Raw genomic sequence first — 22,395 nt, 5'->3', positions numbered from 1 at the left:
GTGGCAGGGGCACGCGTGTCACCACCGGTCGTGGTGGCACTCGCGCTGCCCCTGCTGCTCGCCGTCGTCGTGGCGGGGCTCGCGGTCTGGGCCCGCCTGACGACGGGGCCGGACACCGGTCCCCTGGAAGTGCCGGCACGGGCCGCACCGCAGGCGTCGTCGCCGTCGTGCGAGGCGGTGCTGCGGGCGCTGCCCACCGGGCTCCCCGGTGACACCGGTGACCTCGCGCCGCGCGAGATCGACCCGCCGGTCCCCGGCGCGCGGGCCTGGGTCGCCGAGCCCGAGCCGGTGGTGCTGCGCTGCGGCACCGAGCGGCCCGCCGAGCTGGGGCCGACCTCGCCGCTGATCGTGGTCAACGGGGTGAGCTGGCTGCCGCTGGGCACGCCGCCGGGTGCGCTCGCCACGACCTACGCCGTCGTCGACCGCGGGGTGTACCTGGAGCTGTCCGCACCCACCGAGACCGGCCCGGGACCGCTGCAGGCGGTGTCCGACGCGGTCGTCGACACGCTCCCGCCGCAGCCGGTGCGGGTCCGCTAGCTACCGCAGCCCCGTCCCGCGGGCCAGCGCGGTGTCGATCATGGTGCTGAGCAGCTCGGAGTAGTCGAGGCCGGTGACCGCCCACATCTTCGGGAACGCCGAGCTCGGGGTGAACCCGGGCATCGTGTTGACCTCGTTGACGGTGATGTCGCCGTCGTCGGTGACGAAGAAGTCGACCCGGGCCAGCCCCTGCACGTCGAGCGCGCGGAACGCGGTGATCGCCTTCCAGCGCAGCGACTCGGTGATCTCGTCGTCGAGCTTGGCGGGGATCTGCAGGTCGGAGGTGTCGAGGTACTTCGACTCGAAGTCGTAGAACTCGCCGGTGTAGTGCAGCTCGGCGGGCAGGCTGGCGCGGACGCTGCCGTCGGGGAACTCCAGCACCGCGCACTCGATCTCACGGCCGGGCACGGCCGCCTCGACGAGCACCTTCGGGTCGTGCCGGCGGGCCTCGGCGACGGCGGCGTCGAGCGCGGCCGGGTCGGTGACCCGGGTGACGCCCATCGAGGACCCGGCGCGGGCCGGCTTCACGAAAAGCGGCAGCCCGAGTCGGTCGCGGTCGGCGAACCCGATGTCGGTGCCGGGGCGGAGCACGACACCGTCGGCGACGTGAAGGCCCTCGGCGCACAGCAGCTTCTTCGCGAACTCCTTGTCCATGCCGACCGCGGAGGCCAGCACGCCGGAGCCGACGTAGGGCAGGCCGGCCATCTCCAGCAGCCCCTGGATGGTGCCGTCCTCGCCGAACGCGCCGTGCAGGATCGGGAAGACGACGTCGACCGAGGTCAGCGCCTCGCGCGCGTCGAGGCGGACCAGGCCGCGACCCGGCTCGCCGGGCAGCACCAGGGACTCGGCCGCGCCGTCGACCTCGGGGAGCTCCCGACCGGAGATCGCCAGCCGGGCGGGGTCGGACGGGCCGGCCACCCATGCGCCGTCCGGGGTGATCCCGACCGGGACGGCCTCGAACCGCTCCGGGTCGAGGTGGGTCAGCACGCTGCCCGCGGACACGCACGAGATCGCGTGCTCGGAACTGCGGCCGCCGAAGACGACGGCGACCTTCACCCGGTCGGCACTCATGGGGCCCGAGGGTAGGCGGCGGCTGCGCGGGGGCTCACAGCCGGGCGGCGGCGCACCCCACCAGCGCCGCCAGCGCGGCGGTCAGCTCGGCCCGTGTCCCGGCCGCGTACCCGACGACCAGCCCGGACGTGCGGGGCGTGCCCTGGTGGTAGTCGGCCAGTCCACGTACGGCGACGCCGCGCCCGGCGGCCGCCGCGATCGCGGCCCGCTCGCCCTCGGGCGGACGCAGCACCAGGTGCGCCCCGGCCGGGTCCCCGTGGACCGCCCAGCCCGCCGCGCGGGCCGTGGCCAGCACCTGGGCCCGGCGCTCGCGGAGCTCGCGGCGCAGCCGTCGCAGGTGCCGGGACAGGTCGCCGCGCGCGGCGAGCGCGGTGAGGACGAGCTGCCCCGCCGGCGACGGCCGGGTGCCGGTCCGGGCGCGCAGGTCCCGCCAGGCGTCGACGACGGCGGGTGGCGCGACCACCCAGCCGACCCCGAGCGTCGGGCTGAGGATCTTGCTCGCCGTGCCCAGGTGCACGACGTGGCCGGGTGCGAGCGCGGCCAGCAGGGGCAGCGGGGCGACGTCGTAGCGCAGCTCTCCGTCGTAGTCGTCCTCGATGACCAGGAGCTCCTCGGCGCGGGCCCGCTCGACCAGGGCGACCCGGCGGGCGGCGGAGAGCCGCACCGCGGTCGGGAACTGGTGTGCGGGGGTGGTGTAGACCGCCGCGCATCCGGCCGGGACCGCGTCGACGACCAGGCCGTCGTCGTCCACCGGCACGCCGACGACCCGCAGCCCGGCAGCGCGCAGCGCGCTGACCGCCCGCGGATACCCCGGCTCCTCCACGGCGACGGTCGCCCCCGGGGGCAGCAGCCGGGCCAGCTCCGCGACGGCGGCGGAGGTCCCGGCGGTGGCCAGCACGGTGTCCGCGGGCGGGGTGAGCCCACGGTGACGCAGCAGGTGCCCGGCAACGGCCTCGTGGAACGGGGCCAGCCCGTCGGCGCGGGGGCGGTCGTCCGGGGGTGGGTCGGCGGCGGCCCGCCAGGCACGGCGCCACATCGCGGGATCCAGCGCCGCGACGCACGGCCGCCCCGGGTCCAGCACCGACGGCTCGGCCCGCGGCCGGGGCCCGGTGGTCGCTGCCGGGCCCGTGGGGGCGGGCCCGGGGACCGCGGTCACGAACGTCCCCGCGCCGACCCGACCGGTGACCCAGCCCTCGGCGAGCAGCTGGTCGTAAGCCGCTGCGGTGACCGTCCGGGACACCCGCAGCGTCGTCGCGAGCCCGCGGGTCGACGGGAGCCGGTCACCGGGCCGCAGTGCACCGCCGGCCGCCGCGGCGCGCAGGGCGTCGGCGAGCTGGACCGCCAGCGGGGTCGCCCCGGCGCGGTCGAGGACGATCGGGAGATCCGGCACAGTGGCCTTTCGTACAAGGACAGAAGTGGCCGTTCCAGGATGCCACTGTCGCCGGTCATGCTCGGGGTGTGACGCTCTCCCCCACCACCCGCAGCACACTGGGCCGCAAACGCGACCGGGCCGCCGTCGACCGGGCCGACCTGCACGCGGTCCTCGACGACGGCCTCGTCGCCCACCTCGGCTTCGTCCGCGACGGCGCACCCGTCGTCCTCCCGACCGCCTACGGCCGCGACGGCGACACGCTCTACCTGCACGGCTCGTCCGGGGCCCGCTACCTGGCCGGGGACACGCTGCCCTGCTGCGTGACCGTGACCCACCTCGACGGCATCGTGCACGCCCGCGCGCTGATGCACTTCTCGATGAACTACCGCAGCGCCGTCGTCCACGGCGACGCCCGCCGCGTCACCGGTGACGACGAGCGTCTGCACGCACTGCGGGTGATCGTCGAGCACCTCACCCCGGGCGCCTGGGACCACGCCCGCCGCCCGGACCGCCGGGAGCTGGCCGCCACCGCGGTGTTCGCCCTCGACCTGGCCGAGGCGAGCGTGAAGAGCCGCTCCGGGCCGCCGTCGGACGACGACGCCGACGTCGCCGCCGGTCTCGCCTGGGCCGGCGTGGTGCCGCTGCGGACCGTCGCAGGCCCTCCGGAAACCGCCCCTGACCTGCAGGGACAGCGACCGGTCCCGGACCACGTGCGCGACCGCCGTCACACCGGAGGGTGACGTAGCCTCGGGGGCTCCGACGCAGCCCTCACCGCCCCCGAGGAGGACTCGTGACCCCCGTCGTGCTGCCCGACGTTCCTCTGCAGGACGTGTCGCTGATGCCCGACTGCGTCCAGGACGCCGGTTCGTGGTGCGCCACGCTCTACCGCTGGACCAGCAACGACTTCCTGGCCCAGCACGCGGACACCCTGGTCAGCAAGACCGTCGCGATCACCGTGATCGTCGTGGTCGCGGTGCTGTTCCGCTGGCTGGCGCACCGGGCGATCGGGCGGATGGTCGACGGCGCCACCAACGGCCGGTTCACCGCGCTGGTCGGCCGGGCCCGCCGGTTGCGGCCGGGCGGCCGTGGGGCCGCCGCACCGGCGGACCCCGGCACCCAGCGACGGGCGCAGCGGGCACGCACGATCGGCTCGGTGCTGCGGTCGATCGTCTCGGCGGTGGTGCTGCTCGTCGCGGTGATGATGGTCATGAACGAGCTCGGCTACCCGCTGGGCCCGCTGCTGGCCGGCGCCGGGGTGATCGGGCTCGCCATCGGTTTCGGTGCGCAGAACCTCGTGCGCGACTTCCTGTCCGGCATGTTCATGCTGCTGGAGGACCAGTACGGCGTCGGCGACGTCGTGGACGTCGGGGAGGCCGTCGGCACCGTCGAGGCGGTCGGCCTGCGGATCACCACGATCCGCGACATCAAGGGCACCGTCTGGTACGTCCGCAACGGCGAGATCCTGCGCGTGGGCAACATGAGCCAGGGCTACGCGGTCGCGGTGGTCGACCTGCCGATCGCGCACCACGCCGACGTCGAGGAGGCCACCGAGCTGGCCGGGAGGACCGCCACCGAGCGCGCCGCCCAGGACGACATCGCCGGGGACGTACTGGAGGCCCCCGAGGTGCTCGGCGTCGACAAGATCGGCCCGGAGGGCGTCACGCTGCGGATCACCGTGCGGGTCAGCCCGGGCCGGCAGTGGGCGGTGCAGCGCGCGCTCAACGGCGCGATCACCGATGCCTTCGACGACGACGGCATCCCCCGGCCGATGGTGTTCCCCGGCGCGGCCCTCGACGGCCCGACCCAGAAGCAGAACTGACGGATCCTGGGAGACTGGTCGGCGTGAGTGCACCGCAGAACTTCTACGCCGAGGTGGGTGGCGCGCCGGTCTTCCACCGGATCGTCCACCGGTTCTACGAGGAGGTCGCCCGGGACGAGGTGTTGAGGCCGCTGTACCCGGAGGAGGACCTCGGCCCGGCCGAGGAGCGCCTGCGGCTGTTCCTGGAGCAGTACTGGGGCGGCCCGCGCACCTACTCCGACCAGCGCGGCCACCCCCGGCTCCGGATGCGGCACGTGCCGTTCAGGATCGGCCCGATCGAGCGCGACGCCTGGCTGCGCTGCATGCGGATCGCCGTCGACGAGGAGAACCTCTCCCCGGAGCACCGCGACCAGCTGTGGAACTACCTGCAGTACGCCGCGGCGAGCATGCAGAACTCCGAGTTCTGACCTCGGTAGGGGCACTACCACACAGCGTGATCATCTGCCCGCTCGTCCAACGGCCATTCGAGTGATGTTCGGACGCTTTCCGGGCTGATCCACCGCCGAACGTGACCGAACGCGTCCGGGCTCGTTGGACGGGTCGCCGCCGCGGCACGTCGGGCGGCTCGTAGTCACCCGTCTTGGGGGTTCATCGTGAGCGTCTCTCCCGCACCGTCCGGTCCGCATCGGCACGAGCCGGTCAACGGGTCGTCCAACGGGTCGTCCAACGGGTCGTCGCGGCACGCGCACCCCGGCGGTGACGCCGGGGCCCACCCCGACCGCCACGACGGCGAGGACGGCTCGTGGTTCACCGTCGTGCTGCGCGGCTACGACCGTGGCGAGGTCGACAGCCGGCTGGCCGAGCTCGACCACCGCATCCACGACGAGATCCGCCGCGCGGACGCCGCCGAGCAGTCGCTGTCCGCGGCCCGCGCGCAGATCCGGCGGCTGCAGGAGCAGCTGGAGAACGACTCCGCCGCGCGGGCCGGCGAGGACCGCCGCGCCGAGGAGGCCGGGTTCGGCCAGCGCGTCGAGCGCGTCCTGCAGGCCGCCGAGCAGGAGGCCGCCGAGCTGCGCGGGCGCGCGGCCGACGAGGCCGCGGAGATCGTGGAACGCGCCCGCCGCGAGGCCGAGGACCGTCGTTCCCGCACCGAGGAGGCACTGCTCGGCCGCGCCGCCACCCTGGACCGCGAGTTCACCTCCCGCAGCAGCACCCTCGACGACCGCGAGCGCGACGCCGACCGCCGCGAGCGCGATCTCGCCGAACGGGAGCGCACCGTGTCCGACCGGCTGTCCGACGTCCACACCGAGGCCGAGCGCATCCTTGCCGACGCCCGTTCCGACGCCGAGCAGACGCTCTCCGCGGCGCGCGCCGAGGCCGCCGCCTTGCTGCGGGACGCCGAGCAGGGCGCCGGGGAGCGGCGGTCGGCGGTCGTGCGCGAGGTCGAGCGGCTCGCCGCGCTGCGCGACGACGTCCGCGACGAGCTGACCCGGGTGCAGCGCACCCTCGCCGAGGAGCTGGACCGTGAGCCGGTCTCGGCCGCCCTCGACGACGCCCTGTTCGGCCCGGCACCGCTCTCCCCACCGGCCCTGCTGTCGTCGCTCTCGTCGTCGTTCCCGGGGCCGTCGTCGGTCTCGTCGTCCTCGGACGGGGACACGATCGCGTCGGTGTCGGAGCTGGGCTCCCGGTCACCGATCGACCCCGCCGACTCCCTCTCCGGGTCGGTCACCGACCACGGCACGGACCACGGCACGGACCACGGCACGGACCACGGCACGGACCACGGCACGGACCACGGCGCGGACCACGGCACCGACGACGACACCGACGACGAGGACGCGCCCGTCACCGGTTCCCTGCTCCTCGGCCCCGGTCGCCGCCCGGCCGAGGAGGACGCGGACAGCACCACCGTCGGTCGCATCCCGCCGATCTCGCTCACCTCGATCGGGGTCCTCCCGTTCGGTGATCTCGGAACGGGCCGTGACCAGCCCCGGACCAGGACAGACGCCGCAGGTGGGACGACCCGGACGGGGCGGGGGGCGACCCGGGGTCCGGGCCCGGGACGACGCTCGCGATAATCGAATCGTTATGTGCACCCGACCGCCGCAGAACGCATGACGTCGGCGCCCGGTCACCCGGGCCCCGACGACCGCTCCCCCCGGCGTGCCGACGGCCCGCCGGGCCCCGATCCGAACCCCGACGGGCTCGGCGAGGCGATCCGGACCGGCCGCGTGCCGGTGGTCCCCGGCTCCCTGGTCGATCTGGTCATGCGGTCGGGCTCGGGGGAGGAACCGGAGCAGGAGGCCACGTCCGAGGACGACGGCGCCCGGCGCGAGCCGACCCCGACGGGCTTCACCGAACTGGTGTCCCGCGACGGCGGTCCCGTGCCCTCGGCACGTCCGACCCCGGGACCGCGGCCCGCCGCCCCCGAACCGCCGTCGGATGCGGGTGACTACGCCGATCTCGGCGACCTCGGCGACGACCCGTTGGGCGTCGGGCCGCTGCCCGACGAACCCGGCGACGACGGTCTCGACCCCCTGCACACCCCGGCGGACCGCTTCGCCCCGCCGCCGTCGTTCGCGCCGGACTCACCGGACGGGCCGACGACCGCGACGGACGGCGCTCCGACGCCGTCCCGGCCCGGTCCGGTGGACACTGCTCAGCCTGATCCCCAGCCCGGTCCGTCGGACTCCTCCCGGGCGGAGGACGCCCCGTCGGGTCCCGCGCCGGAGGCGGGGAGCCCCGTCACCGGGACGGGTGGGGACCGGCCGGACCCCGTCGCCACCCCGGCGGAGGGCGGCCGTCGCACCGACGCCGGTCCCGGGCCGGACGGTGTGCCGGTCACCGAGCCCGCACCGACCGTCGTCCCCCCGATCGCGCCCACCCCGCGACCGCTCGGCGACGACACCCGCCCCGCCGCGGGCCCCACCCCGAACCAGGACCCGACGCCGTCGCCCTCGGCCGGGGACAGCACGGGCTCCGGCGCCACCGGGTCCGACGACGAGGGCCGGGACACCGGGGAACAGCACACCGCGAAGCGGTGGCCGCCGCGCCCGGCGCGCGGCAGCGCCGACGGCCCGGAGACCGACATCCTGCCCCCCGGCGCGCTGATCGGGCACTACCCGAACACGGACTCCACCGACGGCCGGGCCGAGCAGCCGCCCGCGCGGCCCTCGACCCCACCGTCCGGGAGCCGTCCGACCATGCCCGGCCACCGGCCCCCCGCCCCCGCGGGCCCGGAGCGGCGTCAGGCGCCCCGTCCGGCGATGGGTGGTGTCCCGTCCGGTCCGGCGATGGCCGGTCTGTCGGGCAACGACCTGTTCGCCACCGTCGGCGGCGACCCGGGCAGCGGCTTCGGCCAGCTCCCGAGCCGCGCCGACGACCCGCAGGACTCCCGCACCGACGGCGCGGTCGCTACCCCCGACGCGGAGCGCCCCTCCCCCGACGACCTCGACCGCGCCGACTCCCTCCGGGACGACTCGGTCCGGGACGACTCGGTCCGGGACGAATCCGTCCGAGACGCCTCCGTTCCCCGGGGCGACGTCCCGGGCCCGGCAGCCGGCGCGTTCTCCGGACGGGCCCGGACCGGGGCGTTCCCCGGCCTCGGGACGGGTCCGGACGAGCGGCCCGGCGGGCCGGGCACCAGCGGGTACCCGGACGGTCGACCCGGCGGGCCGGGAACGAACGGGCACCCCGACGGTCGGCCCGACGGGCACGGCACGAACGGGTACACCGACGGTCGGCCCGGCGGGCCGGGCACCGGCGCGTACCCGGCCGGCCGGCCGGAGCGACAGGGCGCCGGCAGGTCCCTGGCCGATCGCGCCGGGGGGCAGGGCACGGGCACGTACCCCGTCGGCCGACCGGGTGGGCAGGGCCCGGGGCCGTATCCGACCGACCGGCCCGGCGGCCCGGGGACCGGTGGCCGCCCTGGCGGACCCGGTACCGCCGTCCACCCGCCGCACGGGCCCGGCGCCCCCGGCACCGGCACGTTCCCCGCGGGCGGTGGCCCACGCCCCGCCCGGCGCGACCCCGGTGCCCGTTCCTGGGCGCCCGCCCCGGACCGCCCCGGCCCAGCAGGACCGGACGGTCGGACCGCAGCGCGACCGGACCCCGCGGCCGACACCGAGACCACCGTGGTCCTGCGGGCCGTCGGCACCGACGAGCCGCCGACGCTGCGGGGCCTCACCCCGACCACCGGGCACCCGGAGGCTCCGGCCCCGGCGGACGGCACGGCCGGTCCGTCGGACCCGGACCAGCCGGACGCGGCGACGACCAGTCGCAACGCCGCCGCCGCGGCCTCGGTCGGGGCCGTCTCGGTGGCCGCCGCCCGCGCCGCGTCCGGCCGGGACGGCACGGTCGACGACACCGGTCAGAGCACCGCGGTCCAGCCCGCGGCCGCGGAGGCCGCAGCGACCGGGGACAAGCCGGTCACCCCGCGCCACGAGGCGATCATGTCGGCGAAGCCGCGCAACGGCCGTCGCAGCCCGTCCGCGGCCGGGCTCGCGATCGCACTGGCGATCGTGCTCCTCGGCGCGCTGACCCTGTGGGCGATGCTGTCGCCCAGCACGTCCACACCAGGTGCGAACGCGACCCGGCCGGCCGTCTCGGCCGGCCCGGGGACGGGACCGCGGCCGGAGGTGGCCGCGGCCGGGACCAGCCTGGCGCAGCCTACGGTGCGGGCGACCGTGCAGGTCCCCGGCGCCCCGGTCGCCGTCGCGGCCGCCCCGGACGGCGCGACGGCGCTCGTCGCGGTCCGCGACGCGAGCCGGCTCGCGGTCGTCGACACCGCGACCGACGCCGTCACCGGTGAGATCGGGCTCCCGGCAGCGCCCCAGGGGCTGGTGACGTCCCCGGACGGCACCCGTGCCTACGTCAGCACCGGTGGGCCGGGCGGCGGGCAGATCGCCGTCGTCGACGTGCCGGGGCGGACCGTCGTCGGCACGGCGGCCGTCGGCGGGGATCCCGGTGCGGCCTCGGTCTCCCCCGACGGCCGGTTCCTCTACGTGCCGTCGCGCACGGACGGCACCGTGCAGGAGCTCGACCCGAACGCGGGCACCATGACCCGCACGGTGCCGGTGTCGCGCGACCCGTACGCCGGTGCCACGAACGCCGCGGGCGACCGCGTCTACCTCGCCACCCGCGGCGCCGACCAGCTCACCGTGCTCGACCCGGACAGTCTCACCGTCCTCGGCAGCTTCCCGGTGCGCGGCGGTGCGGAGTCCCTGGCCGTCAGCCCCGCATCCGTCCCGCGGACCATGGTCGCGGTCGGCGGGCCGGAGTCCGGGACCGTGATGGTCCTGGACCCCGCCGACGGGCGCGAGATCGCGACCGTGCAGGTCGACGGCGGCGCCACCGGCATGGCTTTCGCCCCCGACGGCCGGCACCTCTACGTCGCGACCCGGCAGGGTCTCGTCACCGTCGACACCGGGACCTGGCAGGTCACCGGCACCACCGACGTCGCCCCGAACCCGACCGGGGTCGCCGTCGCGCCCGACGGCCGGACCGGCTGGGTCACCGGTGACGGCGCGGTCAGCGTCCTGAACCTGACCTGAGCCGGACCCCGCGGCGGGAACGGCTCAGGGCGCCACCGACAGCGGCAGCGACACCACGCGTCGCTTCACCACCGCCCCGTACCGGGCATCGAGCCGGATCCACGACCCGGAGGCGGAGACCCGTACCCGGGGGCCGTCGGTCTCCTGCGGTGCCGACCCGAGGAACCCCATCCCGGACATCGCGAACAGCACCCGCATCGGCACCGTGACCGGGCGGCCCTGATCCGGTGGGGACACCGTCAGTACCGTCTGGTCCAGCAGCGACGCCGGCGGGCCCATCGGGCCCGCGTGCTCCCGGGCCAGCGCCAGCCCCCGGTCGGCGAGCTCGTCGAGTTCCGCGGCGGGGACGTCGTCGACCCGGGACCAGCCGTCGTCGGGCGGGAGTTCGTCGAGCCACGGCGCGGGCGGGCCGGGGTCGACCGCGGCGGAGCGGTCGACTGCCAGCGCCGTCAGCAGCGCCGACGCCTGCGCGGTGACCGGCACCGCCGGGTCGAGCTCGCCCGCCACCGAGCGGGTCACGAGCACGTCGAACGGCGTGCGGGCCCACGCGGTGACCCGGCCGACACCCGCGGTGAGCCGGACGGCGGCGGTCTGGTCGAGCCGGGCGACGCGGGCGGTGAACGCGCCGAGATCGTCGCGCTCGGTCGCGTCCGCCAGCCGCAGGGTCACGACACGTCTCCCAGGTGACGCTTCAGGAAGTCCCGCTCGTCGGCGGTGAGCCGGCGGACCCGGTTCGCCCCGAGGTCGTAGAGCGCCATCCGGGTCCACGCGGTGACCGCGACCGGGTCGTCCCCGCCGGGCCCGTCGTGCAGGGCGTAGTCGAGGACGAACGACGCCGCCCGCAGCTCCCGCACGGTGATCGCGCAGCGCAGCGGCTCCGGCCGCCACGGCAGCTGCCGCTTGTAGTCCACGTGCAGCCCGGCGACGAGCAGCCCCGAGGAGAACCCGGCGAGCCCCTCCCGCCCGGCGGCGGTGAACGCCAGCGCGACGCGGGCCTCCTCGATGAGCGTGACGATCCGGGCGTGATTGACGTGCCGGTAGGCGTCCTGGTCGGTCCAGCGCAGCGGGACCTCGGCGACGAATGCGGTCACGAGCGCCCCCTACCGGGCCAGCCCGCGCAGCTGACGCGAGATCACCGACAGCGTCGCGAGGTCCAGCGACGCCGACGCCCCGATCTCCTCCAGCGCGCTGCGCGCCCGCGACAGCTTCGAGGCGTTGGCCTGCTCCCACGCGGCGATGGCCTCGTCGACGTCGGTGCCGGGCGGGGTCTCGCGCAGCGCGTCGAGGGTGATCGAGCGCAGGGAGCCGTAGAGGTCGTCGCGCAGCGCGAGCCGGGCCAGCGCGTGCCAGCGGTCGCCGCGGTCGAGCCGGGACACCGCGGTCAGCGCCTGGTCGACCCCGAGGTGCTCGGACAGCGCGTAGTAGAGCCGGGCGACCTCGGCGCCGGGCCGCGGCTCGGCCTCCCGGTCGGACAGCTCGACGAGCTCGACGACGTCGAGCAGCCCGTAGGCGTAGAGCGACAGCGCCGCCGGGTCCACCATCTCCGCGGGGACACCGCAGTCACGCAGCTCCGCGGCGCGGGCCTGCACGGCGTCGAGCTCGCGACCCTGCAGCAGCTCGGGCAGCTGGGCCCGCAGCTCGGCGATCGGCCCGGCGAACCGGTTGATCTCGGCGCCGACGGCCAGCGGCTGCGGTCGGTTGGTCAGGAACCAGCGCGACACCCGGTCCAGCAGCCGTCGCGACTGCAGGACGACACCGTCCGCGACCGCGACCGGGACGTCGGCCCGGCGGACCGCGTCCCACAGCGCGGGCAGCTCGAACACCCGGGTGGCGACGGTCCAGGCGCGCACGACGTCGTCCGGCCCGGCGGAGATCTCCTCGCCGAGGCGGAACGCGTAGCTGGTCCCGGCCCCGTCGACCATCTCGTTGACCAGCGAGGTGCCGATGATCTCCCGGCGCAGCGGGTGGTTGCGGACGGCGTGGCCGAAGCGTTCCCGCAGCGGGTGCGGGAAGTAGGCGGGCAGCGTGGGCGCGAACGCGGGCAGGTCGGGCAGGTCGGTCTGCAGCAGCCGGTGGGTCAGGTCCAGCTTGGTGTGGGCCAGCAGCGTCGACAGCTCGGGACCGGTGAGGCCGAGGCCGGCGGCGGCGAGCCGGGCGAACCCCGCCTCGTCGGGCAGCACCTCGAGGGTGCGGTCGAGCCCGGTGCGCTCGGCGAGGTCGGTGACCATGCGGGCGTGCACGGCGACCATGCCGGGCGCGTGTGCCCTGGCGACCCCGAGCACCTCGTTCTGCGCGACGTTGTCGGCGAGCACGAGGTCGGCCACCTCGTCGGTCATCGACGCGAGCAGCTCGTTGCGGGCGTCGCGGTCCAGGGTGCCGTCGGCGACCGGGCGGTCCAGCAGGATCTTGATGTTGACCTCGTGGTCGGAGCAGTCGACGCCCGCGGAGTTGTCGATGGCGTCGGTGTTGATCCGCCCGCCGAGACCGTCCGGACCGCCGTGGCGGGCGAACTCGATCCGCCCGCGCTGGGTGAGCCCGAGGTTGCCACCCTCGCCGACGACCCGCACCCGCAGGTCCCGGCCGTCCACCCGGATGGCGTCGTTGGCCTTGTCCCCCACCTCGGCGTCGGTCTCGCCGGACGCCTTGACGTAGGTGCCGATCCCGCCGTTCCACAGCAGGTCGGCGGGGGCGAGCAGGATCGCGTGGATCAGCTCGGGCGGGGACATCGCGGTGACCGTGTCGGCCAGCCCGAGCGCGGCGCGCATCGCCGGCCCGACCGGCACCGACTTCGCGGTCCGCGGCCACACCCCGCCGCCGGCGCTGATCAGGGAGGTGTCGTAGTCGGCCCAGGAGCTGCGGGGCAGCTCGAAGAGCCTGCGGCGCTCGGCGTAGGAGGTCGCGGCGTCCGGCGTCGGGTCGACGAAGACGTGCCGGTGGTCGAACGCGGCGACGAGCCGGATGTGGGGGGACAGCAGCATCCCGTTGCCGAACACGTCGCCGGACATGTCACCGATGCCGACGACGGTGAACTCCTCGCGCTGGGTGTCGACGCCCAGCTCGCGGAAGTGCCGTTTGACCGACTCCCACGCGCCGCGGGCGGTGATGCCCATGGCCTTGTGGTCGTAGCCGACCGAGCCGCCGGAGGCGAACGCGTCGCCCAGCCAGAAGCCGTAGGACTCGGCGACGGAGTTGGCCAGGTCGGAGAACGTGGCGGTGCCCTTGTCCGCGGCGACGACGAGGTAGGAGTCGTCGCTGTCGTGGCGGACGACGTCGGTGGGCGGCAGCGTCTCGGTGGAGCCGTCGGCACGGGTCAGCAGGTTGTCGGTGACGTCGAGCAGCCCGGAGATGAAGGTCCGGTAGCAGTCCCGGACGTGCTCGGGTGCCGGTGCGGGCCGGCGCACGACGAACCCGCCCTTCGCCCCGACCGGGACGATGACGGCGTTCTTCACCGCCTGGGCCTTGACCAGGCCCAGCACCTCGGTGCGGTAGTCCTGCTGGCGGTCGGAGAAGCGCAGGCCGCCACGGGCGACCGGGCCGAACCGCAGGTGCACGCCCTCCACCGCGGGCGAGTACACGAAGATCTCGAACCGCGGACGGGGCAGCGGCATGTCCGGCACGGCGGCCGGGTCCAGCTTGAAGGAGAAGAACGGGCGGCCCCGGAACCAGTTGGTGCGCAGCGTCGCCTCGATGACGGCCAGCAGGCCCCGCAGGATGCGGTCGGCGTCGAGACCGGACACCTCGTCGATCAGGGTGGTGACGTTCTCCAGGGCCCGCTGGTGGGCGGCCTGGCGCTCGTCGGGGTCGGCCGTGGCCGGGTCGAACCGGGCCCGGAACAGGGTGATCAGCCCCTGGGCGACCTGCGGGTGCGCGACCAGGACCCCGGCCGTGTACTGGAGGGTGAACAGCCCGCCGAGCTGGCGGGTGTAGCGGCTGTAGGCCCGCAGGACGGCGGCCTCGCGCCAGTGCAGACCGGCCCGCAGGACGAGCGCGGAGAACCGGTCGGACTCGGCGTCGCCCCGCCAGGCGGCGGCGAACGCCTCCTCGAAGCGCCGGCCGGCGTCCTCGACGGTGACCGTCGGTACCGCGGGCGCACCGGCGGGCTGCGGGGGCCGGAGCCCGAAGTCGTAGAGCCAGCAGCGACGGCCGTCGGGGCGGCGGAACTCGTAGGGCCGTTCGTCGACGACCTCGACGTCGAGCTGCTGCAGCAGCGGCAGTACTCCGGTGAGGGTGACCGGGTCGTCGCCGACGTAGAGCGCGAACCGGATGTCGCCCTCGACGCTGCGGTAGAGACGCAGGTCGAACGCGTCCTCGCCCTTCTCCCCCAGCGTCATCAGCCGGCGCAGGTCCTCGACGGCCCGCAGCGGGGTCACCGTGGCCTTGTAGGACTCGGGGACCCCGGCGAGCATCGGGCGGGCGGCGGGCCCGGCGTCGCCGAGCGCGGCGACGAGCAGGTCGTCCCAGGTCCGGGTCGCCTCGGCGACGTGGTCCTGCAGCTCGGCCAGGTCCACCGTGGGTGGTTCGGCGCCGGGGTCGGTGGTGATCGTCAGGTGCAGCAGCGCCAGCTCGGCGTCGCCGACCTGGGCGGTGTAGCTGACGTCGGTGCCGCCGAGCCGGGTGCGCAGGATGTCGGTGATCTTGAGCCGGGTCGCGGTCGTGTAGCGGTCGCGCGGCAGGTATACCAGGCAGGACAGGAAGCGTCGGTACGGGTCGGGGTGCACGAACAGGCGCACCGCGCGGCGGGCGCCCGCCTCCAGCACACCGACCGCGGTGTCGTGCAGGCGTTCCTGCGACGAGGTGAACAGCTCCGCGCGGGGCAGCTGGGAGAAAACCTCGAGCATCTGCTGCCCGGAGTAGGAGTCGGCCGGGAAGCCCGCGCGCCGGATCGCGCCGCGGATGCGCCGGGCGACGACGGGGATGTCCAGCACGGACTCGTGCCGGGCCGGCACGGTCAGCATCCCGAGGAAGCGGTGCTCGCCGGTGACGGTCCCGTCGGCGTCCCGGGTGCGGACGCCCACGTAGTACGGGTGCACCGCGCGCAGGACCCGGCTGCGCTCGCTGGCGCGGGTGAACAGCAGCAGGCCCGCGGGATCGGCGGCGCCGGTCTCCTCGGGGAGGAAGACGTTCGCGCCGGCGTCGCCGGGGCGCAGCACACCCAGGCCGGTGTCGGTGTCGGGCCGCAGCCGCCCTTCCGGGCCGCCCTCGCCGTCGGTGCGCCGCGAGTAGTGGCGGTAGCCGACGAACACGAAGTGGTCGTCGACGAGCCATCGCAGCAGGTCGGCGACCTCGGCCGGGTGCACGTCGTCCTCGTCGGCCTCGACGGCCGTGGCGGCACCGGCTCCGGAGAGGTCGTCGGCGAGTGCGCGGGCGCGCAGGGTCATCGCGGCGGTGTCGTCGACGACCTGCCGGACCGCGGCGAGGGTGCGCTCCAGCTCGGCGTGCAGTGCGTCCGGGTCGAGATCCCCGGAGGACACGACGTCGACGTGCATCCACGACTCGACCGAGGCCCCCTCGGTGGGCTCGGTCGGGTCGGCGTCGGTGTCGACGCCGGTCAGCGTGCCGTCGGCGGCGCGGTGCACGACCAGGATCGGGTGCACGACGCGCCGCGCGGTGCCGCCGGCCCGGCCGATCCCGGCGAGCACCGACTCGACGATGTAGGGCATGTCGTCGGTGACGATGTCGACCGTCACGGCGTCGCCCCCGCCGGCGGTCACCCGGACGGCGGCCCGGCCGGGTTCGCGGTGCGCGCCGAGCCCGAGGTGGGTGTCGACGACGGTCGCCGGGCCGGGCAGCTCCGTGCCGCCGGCCGTGTCGGTCTCGGGCGTGTGCCGGGCGTAGAGACGGACGAGGTCCGCGGCGGCACCGCTCCCGGGGCGGGGATCACCGCCCGGCCCGTCGGTGCTCGTGGTGTTCCCGGTCTGCCCCGTCGTACCGCTGCTCACGATCCACTCCGGCCCCGTGCGTGTGCTGACGGCAGTCACCCTATCCCGCGGTACCGACGCCATCGGCGGACCGCCGACGGCCGCGCCCGCGACGACCGGGTGAGCGGTTGCCCGCGTCCGGTCAGATCTCGCGGTAGGCCGCGAGGGCCCCGGCGAGGAGATCGGCGAGGCCCATGTCCTCGGGGATCGCGGCGGGCTCGGAGGGGGCCGGTGTCGCCGGGGCGCCCGGCGTCTCGTCCGTCGGTGACGACGTCGTCCCCGGGCGTCCTGTCTTTTCCGGACGCTCGCCCGTCCCCGAGCGCTCCGTCGTCCCCGGGCGCTCGATCGTCCCCGGCTGCGTCGCACCCGTGTGGTCGGATGTCGCGGATCGCCCGTCGTCCGAGGTCGCGGGGGTACCCGCCTCGCCGTGCTGCGGATCGGCCGCCGGACCGTTCGCGGTGGTGGATCCGCTCGCGGTGCCCGGGCCGTTCACGGGTGTCGGTCCGCTCGTGGGGGACGGTGCGCTCGTGGCGGCGCCGTCGTCGGTCGCCGGAGCGACGACGGCCGGCGCGCCCCGCACGACGGTCGGTCCGGTCGCGGTACGCAGTGTCCAGGTCCCCGCGCCGCTCCCGTCGGGCTTCCCGGACGCACCGTGCGCAGCGCTGTCGCGCCGGTGGCCACCGCCCCGGACGGAGGTGGTCCCGTTCCCGTCGAACAGTCCTGCGGTCCCGTCGTGTCCGTCGTCGGTCGGCGCAGTGGCATCCCGCCCACGACGACGCGGCAGCGCGGACTCCCCCGCCCCGTCGTCGACCCCGGACCACCGCACCGGCAGTCCGGAACGTTCCCGGGCCGGGTCGTCGTGCCGGAAGGCGGCGCCGTCCGTCCCGGGGAGGTCGAGGTGGGCACGAACGGCCTCGGCGAGGCGCCGGTCCGGTTCCGGGGGCAGCGCGAACCGGGTGTCCAGCGGGTCCGGTGCCGACGTGCGGTCCACCGGGGCGGACCCGACCCACACCTGCGACGTCGTGGTGCTCTCCAGGTCGGCGGAGTCCGTGCCCGCCGCGCCGCGGACGGACGGGTCCCGGACGGCGTCGTCCCCGACGGAGGGTTGCGGCTCGGCGGCGCTCCCGGAGGCACCATCCCGGCCACCGGGGCCGTGACCGGCCAGGTCCCGGACGGTCCGGTCGGGGGTCGTCGGGCCCTCGACGGGTCCGTCGGAGCGCCGCCGCCCGCCGCTCCCGGGCCGGACGGTGAGACCGACGGCGCTCAACGACGTCGCCGCGTCACCACCGGCCCGTCGACGCCCACCCTGGCCGGCGCCTCCGCCGGTCAGGTCCAGCGGTGTGGCCAGTGCCGGCCCGGCGACCGGCTCCGGGGCCGACGACCCGCCGCCGTCCGACCGGTCCGCCTCGGCGTTCTGCGCCGTGCCGGAGTGGCCGTCGACCCGGTCCCGGAACGAGGGGGTCTCGGGGAGGGGCGCCGGTGTGTCCGGCCCGGTCAGCTCGGTGACGATCTCCTCGCCCTCGACACCGTGCGGGCCGACGGCCTGCATCCGCAGGGACGTCCCCGCCGGTAGCCCGCCCCGGCGCACGCGGGCGCCGAGGTGCGTGGCGAGCGACCGTGCCCAGAGCAGGACGGTGACGTGGTCGACGTCGGGCAGGGTGACCCGCACCGTGTCGTCGTCGCGACGTGTGGTCCCCGACGGGGGAACCAGCCGGCGGGTCCGGACGACCACGTCGTGCAGGGCACCCACGGCCGCCGTGCCGGTGATCGTCTCGAGATCGCCGTCGACCAGGTCGAGGACGATCCACCGCTCCGCCGGACCCGGTGGCCCGGTCGGGGTCGCAGGGGCGGTCGGGGTCGCAGCTCGGCCGGTCTCCGGAGCACGGGTCCCGGCGCGCCCGCTCGCCCGATCGGTGGGTGTGCCGGCGTCGGCGGGGTTCGCCTCGGTCGGTGCACGACCGGGGACGACGGTCGGCTCCGGAGCGGGAGAGCCGTTCCGGGGGGCGCCGGCGCGGCCTGGCCCGACTGCCGGATCGGCGCCGTGGTCCTCGCCGGATCGGTCGGCCCCGTTGCGTCGTGTTCCGTTCCGTCGTCCGGACTCGGCCGGGGCGTGGGACCCGTTGCGGGCCTCGGCGGGAGGCGGCTCGGGGGAGCGCCATTCGGCCAGAAGGGCGTCGGCAAGCGGTGAGCCACCTGCCGCGTCGGGGGTCCACGACGGACCGGTCCACGAGGGATCCCGAGGTGCCGCCGACGCCGGCTCCTCCGTGAGGAGACCGGAGATGCCCAGCGGGTCGGCGGGATCGATGCCCGTGGGTCGTTCGCGGCCGCTGCTCGTGGTGCCGTCGACCTCACGATCGACTTCCCCGGCCGGCCCCGCAGGGCCCGCCAGGTCGGGTCCGGTCGGCTCCGTGGTGCTCGTCGTGTCGGGACCGGCTGGCCCCGGGCGCCCGGTGGTGTTCGGCGTGCCGGACGTCTCCGTGGGGTCCGTGGTGTCGGTGAGGTCCGTGGTGTCGGTGAGGCCCGCGGTGTTCGGCGCAGCAGCCGTCTTCGCGGGGCCCGTCGTGTCTGGGCTCGTCGTGTCTGGGCTCGTCGTGTCTGGGCTCGTCGTGTCCGGGCTCGTCGTGTCCGGGGCACCGGTCGCCGACGACGTACCTGGTGCGACGCCGGCGTCGCCGGTACGGCGACCGTTCCGGTTCGCGCCGGCGGGCCGGTCCACGGTGCGGTCGTCGCGCAACGGATCGGCAGGTCCGGGACCGTTCGCCGTGCCGGGGCCAAGGAGCAGGCTCGCCGAGGGCGCCCAGCGGAGCGGGAAGTGTCCGGGCAGGTCGTTCGCCGGACGGCCGTTCGCATCCCCGGGTCCCGCGGCGTCGTCGTTCCCGGGCCGGGTCGGCCGGTCTTCCCTGGCCCCGCCCGAACGGTCGTCCCTGCTCCGCGTACCGGTGGAGCGGTCCTCCCCGGGCCGGTCGCCGGCAGGACGGCCGTGGTCGGACTCAGTGGGTCCGGTTCCGGCGGGCCGGTCGGTCCCGACCCTCGCACCGACCGGTTGGTCCCCGACCGGCGTCCCGGTGGACCGGTCGTCCCCGGCCCGCTCGTCCCTTCCGGACGGCGACACAGCCCTGCCGGAGCCGGTCCCGGCGAGACCGCGCTCCGACGCACCGCGACCGGCGTCCTCCCGGGCCCCGGCACCGGGACCACCGCTCGGGGCACCGGCGACGGCGCCTCCGGTGGCAGCCGGACGCTCCGCGGATGCGGCCGGCACTCCGCCCGTGCGCGGGAACGGGGTGGGCCGCTCGGCGGTGGTGGTGAGGACGTCCGCGAGCGGCAGCAACGCCGCCATCGCGGCGCGGAAGCGCGTGCCGCGGTCGCGATCGATCTGGTCGGCCTCCATCGCGGCCCGCATCGCCTCGAGGGCATCGCGGTACCGGCCCGAGCCCTCGTGCAGCTCGGACTGGGCGGTACGGCAGGCCGCGACCAGCGCGGGGACGCCCGCCTGTTCAGCGCCGTCAGCGGCCTCCACCAGGGCGCGGGCGGCGTGGTCCGCACGGCCCGCCTGCACCCGGGCGAGCGTGAGCCGCAGCAGGACGCCCTGACGGCCGGCGGCCGCGGCGTCGCGCTGTGCGGCGGCCGCGGCGACCGCATCGGCCGGGACGTGCCCGGAGTCGAGCAGCGCAGTGATCCATTGGCTGAGCAGCGCCGCGGCGAGGTGGGTCGACAGGGGGCGGGCCGCGGGCCGTTCCGGCGTCCAGCCGAGCTGGGCCAGGCCGCGCAGCGCGCGGTCGACGGCGGCGTCGTGCTCGCGCCGCGCCCGGTGGACCGATCCGACGACGAGGTCCGCGTACGCCGCGGGCTCACCACCGAAGCCGGACCCGCAGGAGTCGACGTCGCTGCGCAGCCGCTCGAGTTCGGCGGCAGAGGCCCCGGCCAGTGCGCAGCGCACCTCGACCGCGAGCCGGTCGAGGCGCAGCAGCCCCGGGTCCTCGCCCGGTGCGTCGTCCGGCAGTCCGACGACGAGTGCCCGGGCCGCCTCGAGCTCACCGTCGGCCTGGGCGACCCCCGCCAGCTCCACCCGCAGACGAGCGCCCTCGGGGCGGGTGAGCACCTCGGTACCGGGCGCGCGGAGGGGGACCGGGACCGTGGTGTCACCCGCGGTGACGTGACCGGTCACCCCGGCGACGACGGCGGCGGCGACGTCACGGGCGTCCCCACCGGCGGCGTGGCCGTCGAGCAGCCAGCCCGCAGCCTGCAGCCAGCGCAGATCGTCACCGTCTGCGACGGCTCGCCCGCACGCCTGCTCGGCCAGCTCCGCGGTGAGCAGCGGCCGCTGCCAGCGCAGGGCCGCCGCTGTGCGCAGCTCGGCCGTCGTCGCGCCGGCGGCCCGACCTCCCAGGTCGAACGTCACATCGCCTCCCGTGAGTGACACCACCGTCCGGACCTCCCGGCGAGCCGGTCACCCGTCTCCGGGGACCGGACCGACCGGATGGCGAGGTCCGGACCGGACGGTGATCAGTCGCGGGTGAGCTTACGGTGGGTGACCCGGTGCGGTCGCGCCGCCTCCGCGCCGAGCCGCTCCACCTTGTTCTTCTCGTAGGCCTCGAAGTTGCCCTCGAACCAGAACCACGCGGCCGGGGTCTCGTCGGTGCCCTCCCACGCCAAGATGTGCGTGCAGGTCCGGTCGAGGAACCAGCGGTCGTGGGAGATGACCACGGCGCAGCCGGGGAACTGCTCGAGCGCGTTCTCCAGCGAACCGAGGGTCTCGACGTCCAGGTCGTTCGTCGGCTCGTCGAGCAGGATCAGGTTGCCGCCCTGCTTGAGCGTCAGCGCCAGGTTGAGCCGGTTGCGCTCACCGCCGGACAGGACCCCGGCCGGCTTCTGCTGGTCCGGGCCCTTGAACCCGAACGCAGCGACGTAGGCGCGCGACGGCATCTCGGTGTTGCCGACCTGGATGTAGTCGAGTCCGTCGGAGACGACCTCGAAGACGGTCTTCTTCGGGTCGATCCCGCCGCGGTTCTGGTCGACGTAGGACAGCTTGACCGTGTCACCGATCTTGACATCGCCGGAGTCCGGGTGCTCCAGCCCGACGATCGTCTTGAACAGCGTCGTCTTGCCGACACCGTTCGGACCGATCACACCGACGATGCCGTTGCGCGGCAGCGTGAAGGAGAGGTCCTTGATCAGCTGGCGGCCGTCGAAGCCCTTGTCGAGGTGGGAGGCCTCGACGACCTGGCTGCCCAGACGCGGGCCCGGCGGGATCTGGATCTCCTCGAAGTCGAGCTTCTTGTGCCGCTCGGCCTCGGTCGCCATCTCCTCGTAGCGGTCGAGCCGCGAGCGGCTCTTCGCCTGACGCGCCTTCGGGTTGGAGCGGACCCAGGCCAGCTCCTCCTTCAGCCGCTTCTGGAGCTTGGCGTCCTTCTTGCCCTGGACGGCGAGACGCTCGGCCTTCTTCTCCAGGTAGGTGGAGTAGTTGCCCTCGTAGGGGAAGGTGCGTCCCCGGTCGAGCTCGAGGATCCAGCCCGCGACGTTGTCCAGGAAGTACCGGTCGTGGGTGACCGCGAGGACGGCGCCCGGGTAGCTCGCGAGGAACTGCTCGAGCCACAGGACGCTCTCGGCGTCGAGGTGGTTGGTGGGCTCGTCGAGCAGGAGAAGGTCGGGCTGGGACAGCAGCAGCTTGCACAGCGCGACGCGCCGGCGCTCACCACCGGAGAGGTGGGTGACCTGGGCATCCCCGGGTGGGCAACGCAGCGCGTCCATCGCCTGCTCGAGCTGGGAGTCGATCTCCCACGCGTCGGCGTGGTCGAGCTCCTCCTGGAGCTGGCCCATCTCCTCCATCAGCTCGTCGGTGTAGTTGGTCGCCATCTCCTCGGCGATCGCGTTGTACCGGTCGAGCTTGACCTTCACGTCGCCGAGGCCCTCCTCGACGTTCCCGAGGACGGTCTTCTCCTCGTTGAGCGGGGGCTCCTGCTGGAGGATGCCGACCGTCGCGCCGGGATTGAGGAAGGCGTCGCCGTTGTTCGCGTTCTCCAGCCCTGCCATGATCTTGAGGACGGTCGACTTCCCGGCGCCGTTGGGGCCCACGACACCGATCTTCGCCCCCGGCAGGAAGCTGATCGACGCGTTCTCCAGGATGACCTTGTCGCCGTGCGCTTTACGCACGTTCCGCATCGTGTAAATCAGATCCGCCACGATGCG

General features: G+C 75.5%; 13 protein-coding genes. 6 read left to right on the top strand and 7 right to left on the bottom strand.

Features of this window, described 5'->3' with window-relative positions; genetic code table 11:
• On the top strand, window positions 1-537 hold the full coding sequence (locus XF36_RS06755; protein WP_145981291.1) for a DUF3515 domain-containing protein: 537 nt from the start codon (window positions 1-3) through the stop codon (window positions 535-537).
• Here the strand turns inward: XF36_RS06755 and XF36_RS06750 are convergent, their stop codons facing one another.
• Both XF36_RS06750 and XF36_RS06745 read right to left on the bottom strand, forming a co-directional pair.
• On the bottom strand, window positions 538-1,608 hold the full coding sequence (locus XF36_RS06750; RefSeq protein WP_060711323.1) for a D-alanine--D-alanine ligase family protein: 1,071 nt from the start codon (window positions 1,606-1,608) through the stop codon (window positions 538-540).
• Window positions 1,609-1,642: 34 nt separating this feature from the next.
• Window positions 1,643-2,998, bottom strand: a complete 1,356-nt coding sequence (locus tag XF36_RS06745) for a PLP-dependent aminotransferase family protein (protein WP_060711322.1) — start codon at window positions 2,996-2,998, stop codon at window positions 1,643-1,645.
• A gap of 68 nt (window positions 2,999-3,066) precedes the next feature.
• On the opposite strand from XF36_RS06745, the gene XF36_RS06740 reads away from it, so the two are divergent.
• The 5 genes from XF36_RS06740 (at window position 3,067) to XF36_RS06720 (ending at window position 10,291) form a co-directional block, all read left to right on the top strand.
• Window positions 3,067-3,720 carry a pyridoxamine 5'-phosphate oxidase family protein gene (locus XF36_RS06740; protein WP_060711321.1) on the top strand — a complete coding sequence of 218 codons (654 nt, stop codon included), beginning with the start codon at window positions 3,067-3,069 and terminating at the stop codon, window positions 3,718-3,720.
• A 98-nt stretch (window positions 3,721-3,818) separates the two neighbouring features.
• Window positions 3,819-4,799, top strand: a complete 981-nt coding sequence (locus XF36_RS06735) for a mechanosensitive ion channel family protein (RefSeq protein ID WP_060714476.1) — start codon at window positions 3,819-3,821, stop codon at window positions 4,797-4,799.
• A gap of 23 nt (window positions 4,800-4,822) precedes the next feature.
• Window positions 4,823-5,206, top strand: a complete 384-nt coding sequence (locus XF36_RS06730; RefSeq protein ID WP_020622424.1) for a globin — start codon at window positions 4,823-4,825, stop codon at window positions 5,204-5,206.
• 186 nt (window positions 5,207-5,392) lie between these two features.
• On the top strand, window positions 5,393-6,817 hold the full coding sequence (locus XF36_RS06725; protein WP_060711320.1) for a hypothetical protein: 1,425 nt from the start codon (window positions 5,393-5,395) through the stop codon (window positions 6,815-6,817).
• A gap of 36 nt (window positions 6,818-6,853) precedes the next feature.
• Complete coding sequence (locus XF36_RS06720; protein ID WP_145981290.1) at window positions 6,854-10,291, top strand: hypothetical protein; 3,438 nt, start codon at window positions 6,854-6,856, stop codon at window positions 10,289-10,291.
• 24 nt (window positions 10,292-10,315) lie between these two features.
• Here XF36_RS06720 and XF36_RS06715 read toward each other — a convergent pair whose 3' ends face one another.
• The 5 genes from XF36_RS06715 to ettA form a co-directional block, all read right to left on the bottom strand.
• Window positions 10,316-10,960, bottom strand: coding sequence for a hypothetical protein (locus XF36_RS06715; RefSeq protein WP_060711318.1), 645 nt, complete (start codon window positions 10,958-10,960; stop codon window positions 10,316-10,318).
• Window positions 10,957-11,382 carry an acyl-CoA thioesterase gene (locus XF36_RS06710; RefSeq protein ID WP_060711317.1) on the bottom strand — a complete coding sequence of 142 codons (426 nt, stop codon included), beginning with the start codon at window positions 11,380-11,382 and terminating at the stop codon, window positions 10,957-10,959. Before XF36_RS06710 ends, XF36_RS06715 begins: the two co-directional genes overlap by 4 nt.
• Before the next feature lie 9 nt (window positions 11,383-11,391).
• On the bottom strand, window positions 11,392-16,293 hold the full coding sequence (locus XF36_RS06705; RefSeq protein ID WP_082375225.1) for an NAD-glutamate dehydrogenase: 4,902 nt from the start codon (window positions 16,291-16,293) through the stop codon (window positions 11,392-11,394).
• Between the two features lie 58 nt (window positions 16,294-16,351).
• Complete coding sequence (locus XF36_RS06700) at window positions 16,352-20,608, bottom strand: hypothetical protein (RefSeq protein WP_060711316.1); 4,257 nt, start codon at window positions 20,606-20,608, stop codon at window positions 16,352-16,354.
• Between the two features lie 104 nt (window positions 20,609-20,712).
• Window positions 20,713-22,389: an energy-dependent translational throttle protein EttA gene (gene ettA, locus XF36_RS06695; protein ID WP_060711315.1), complete on the bottom strand. Its 1,677-nt coding sequence runs from the start codon at window positions 22,387-22,389 to the stop codon at window positions 20,713-20,715.
• Window positions 22,390-22,395 lie beyond the last annotated feature (6 nt).

Origin of the sequence: Pseudonocardia sp. HH130629-09, from assembly GCF_001294645.1 — a bacterium.
In the GTDB taxonomy this organism is placed as follows: Bacteria; Actinomycetota; Actinomycetes; order Mycobacteriales; family Pseudonocardiaceae; genus Pseudonocardia.
Note: the sequence above shows the minus strand (reverse complement) of the source record. Positions and strands in the feature narration are given on the sequence as shown.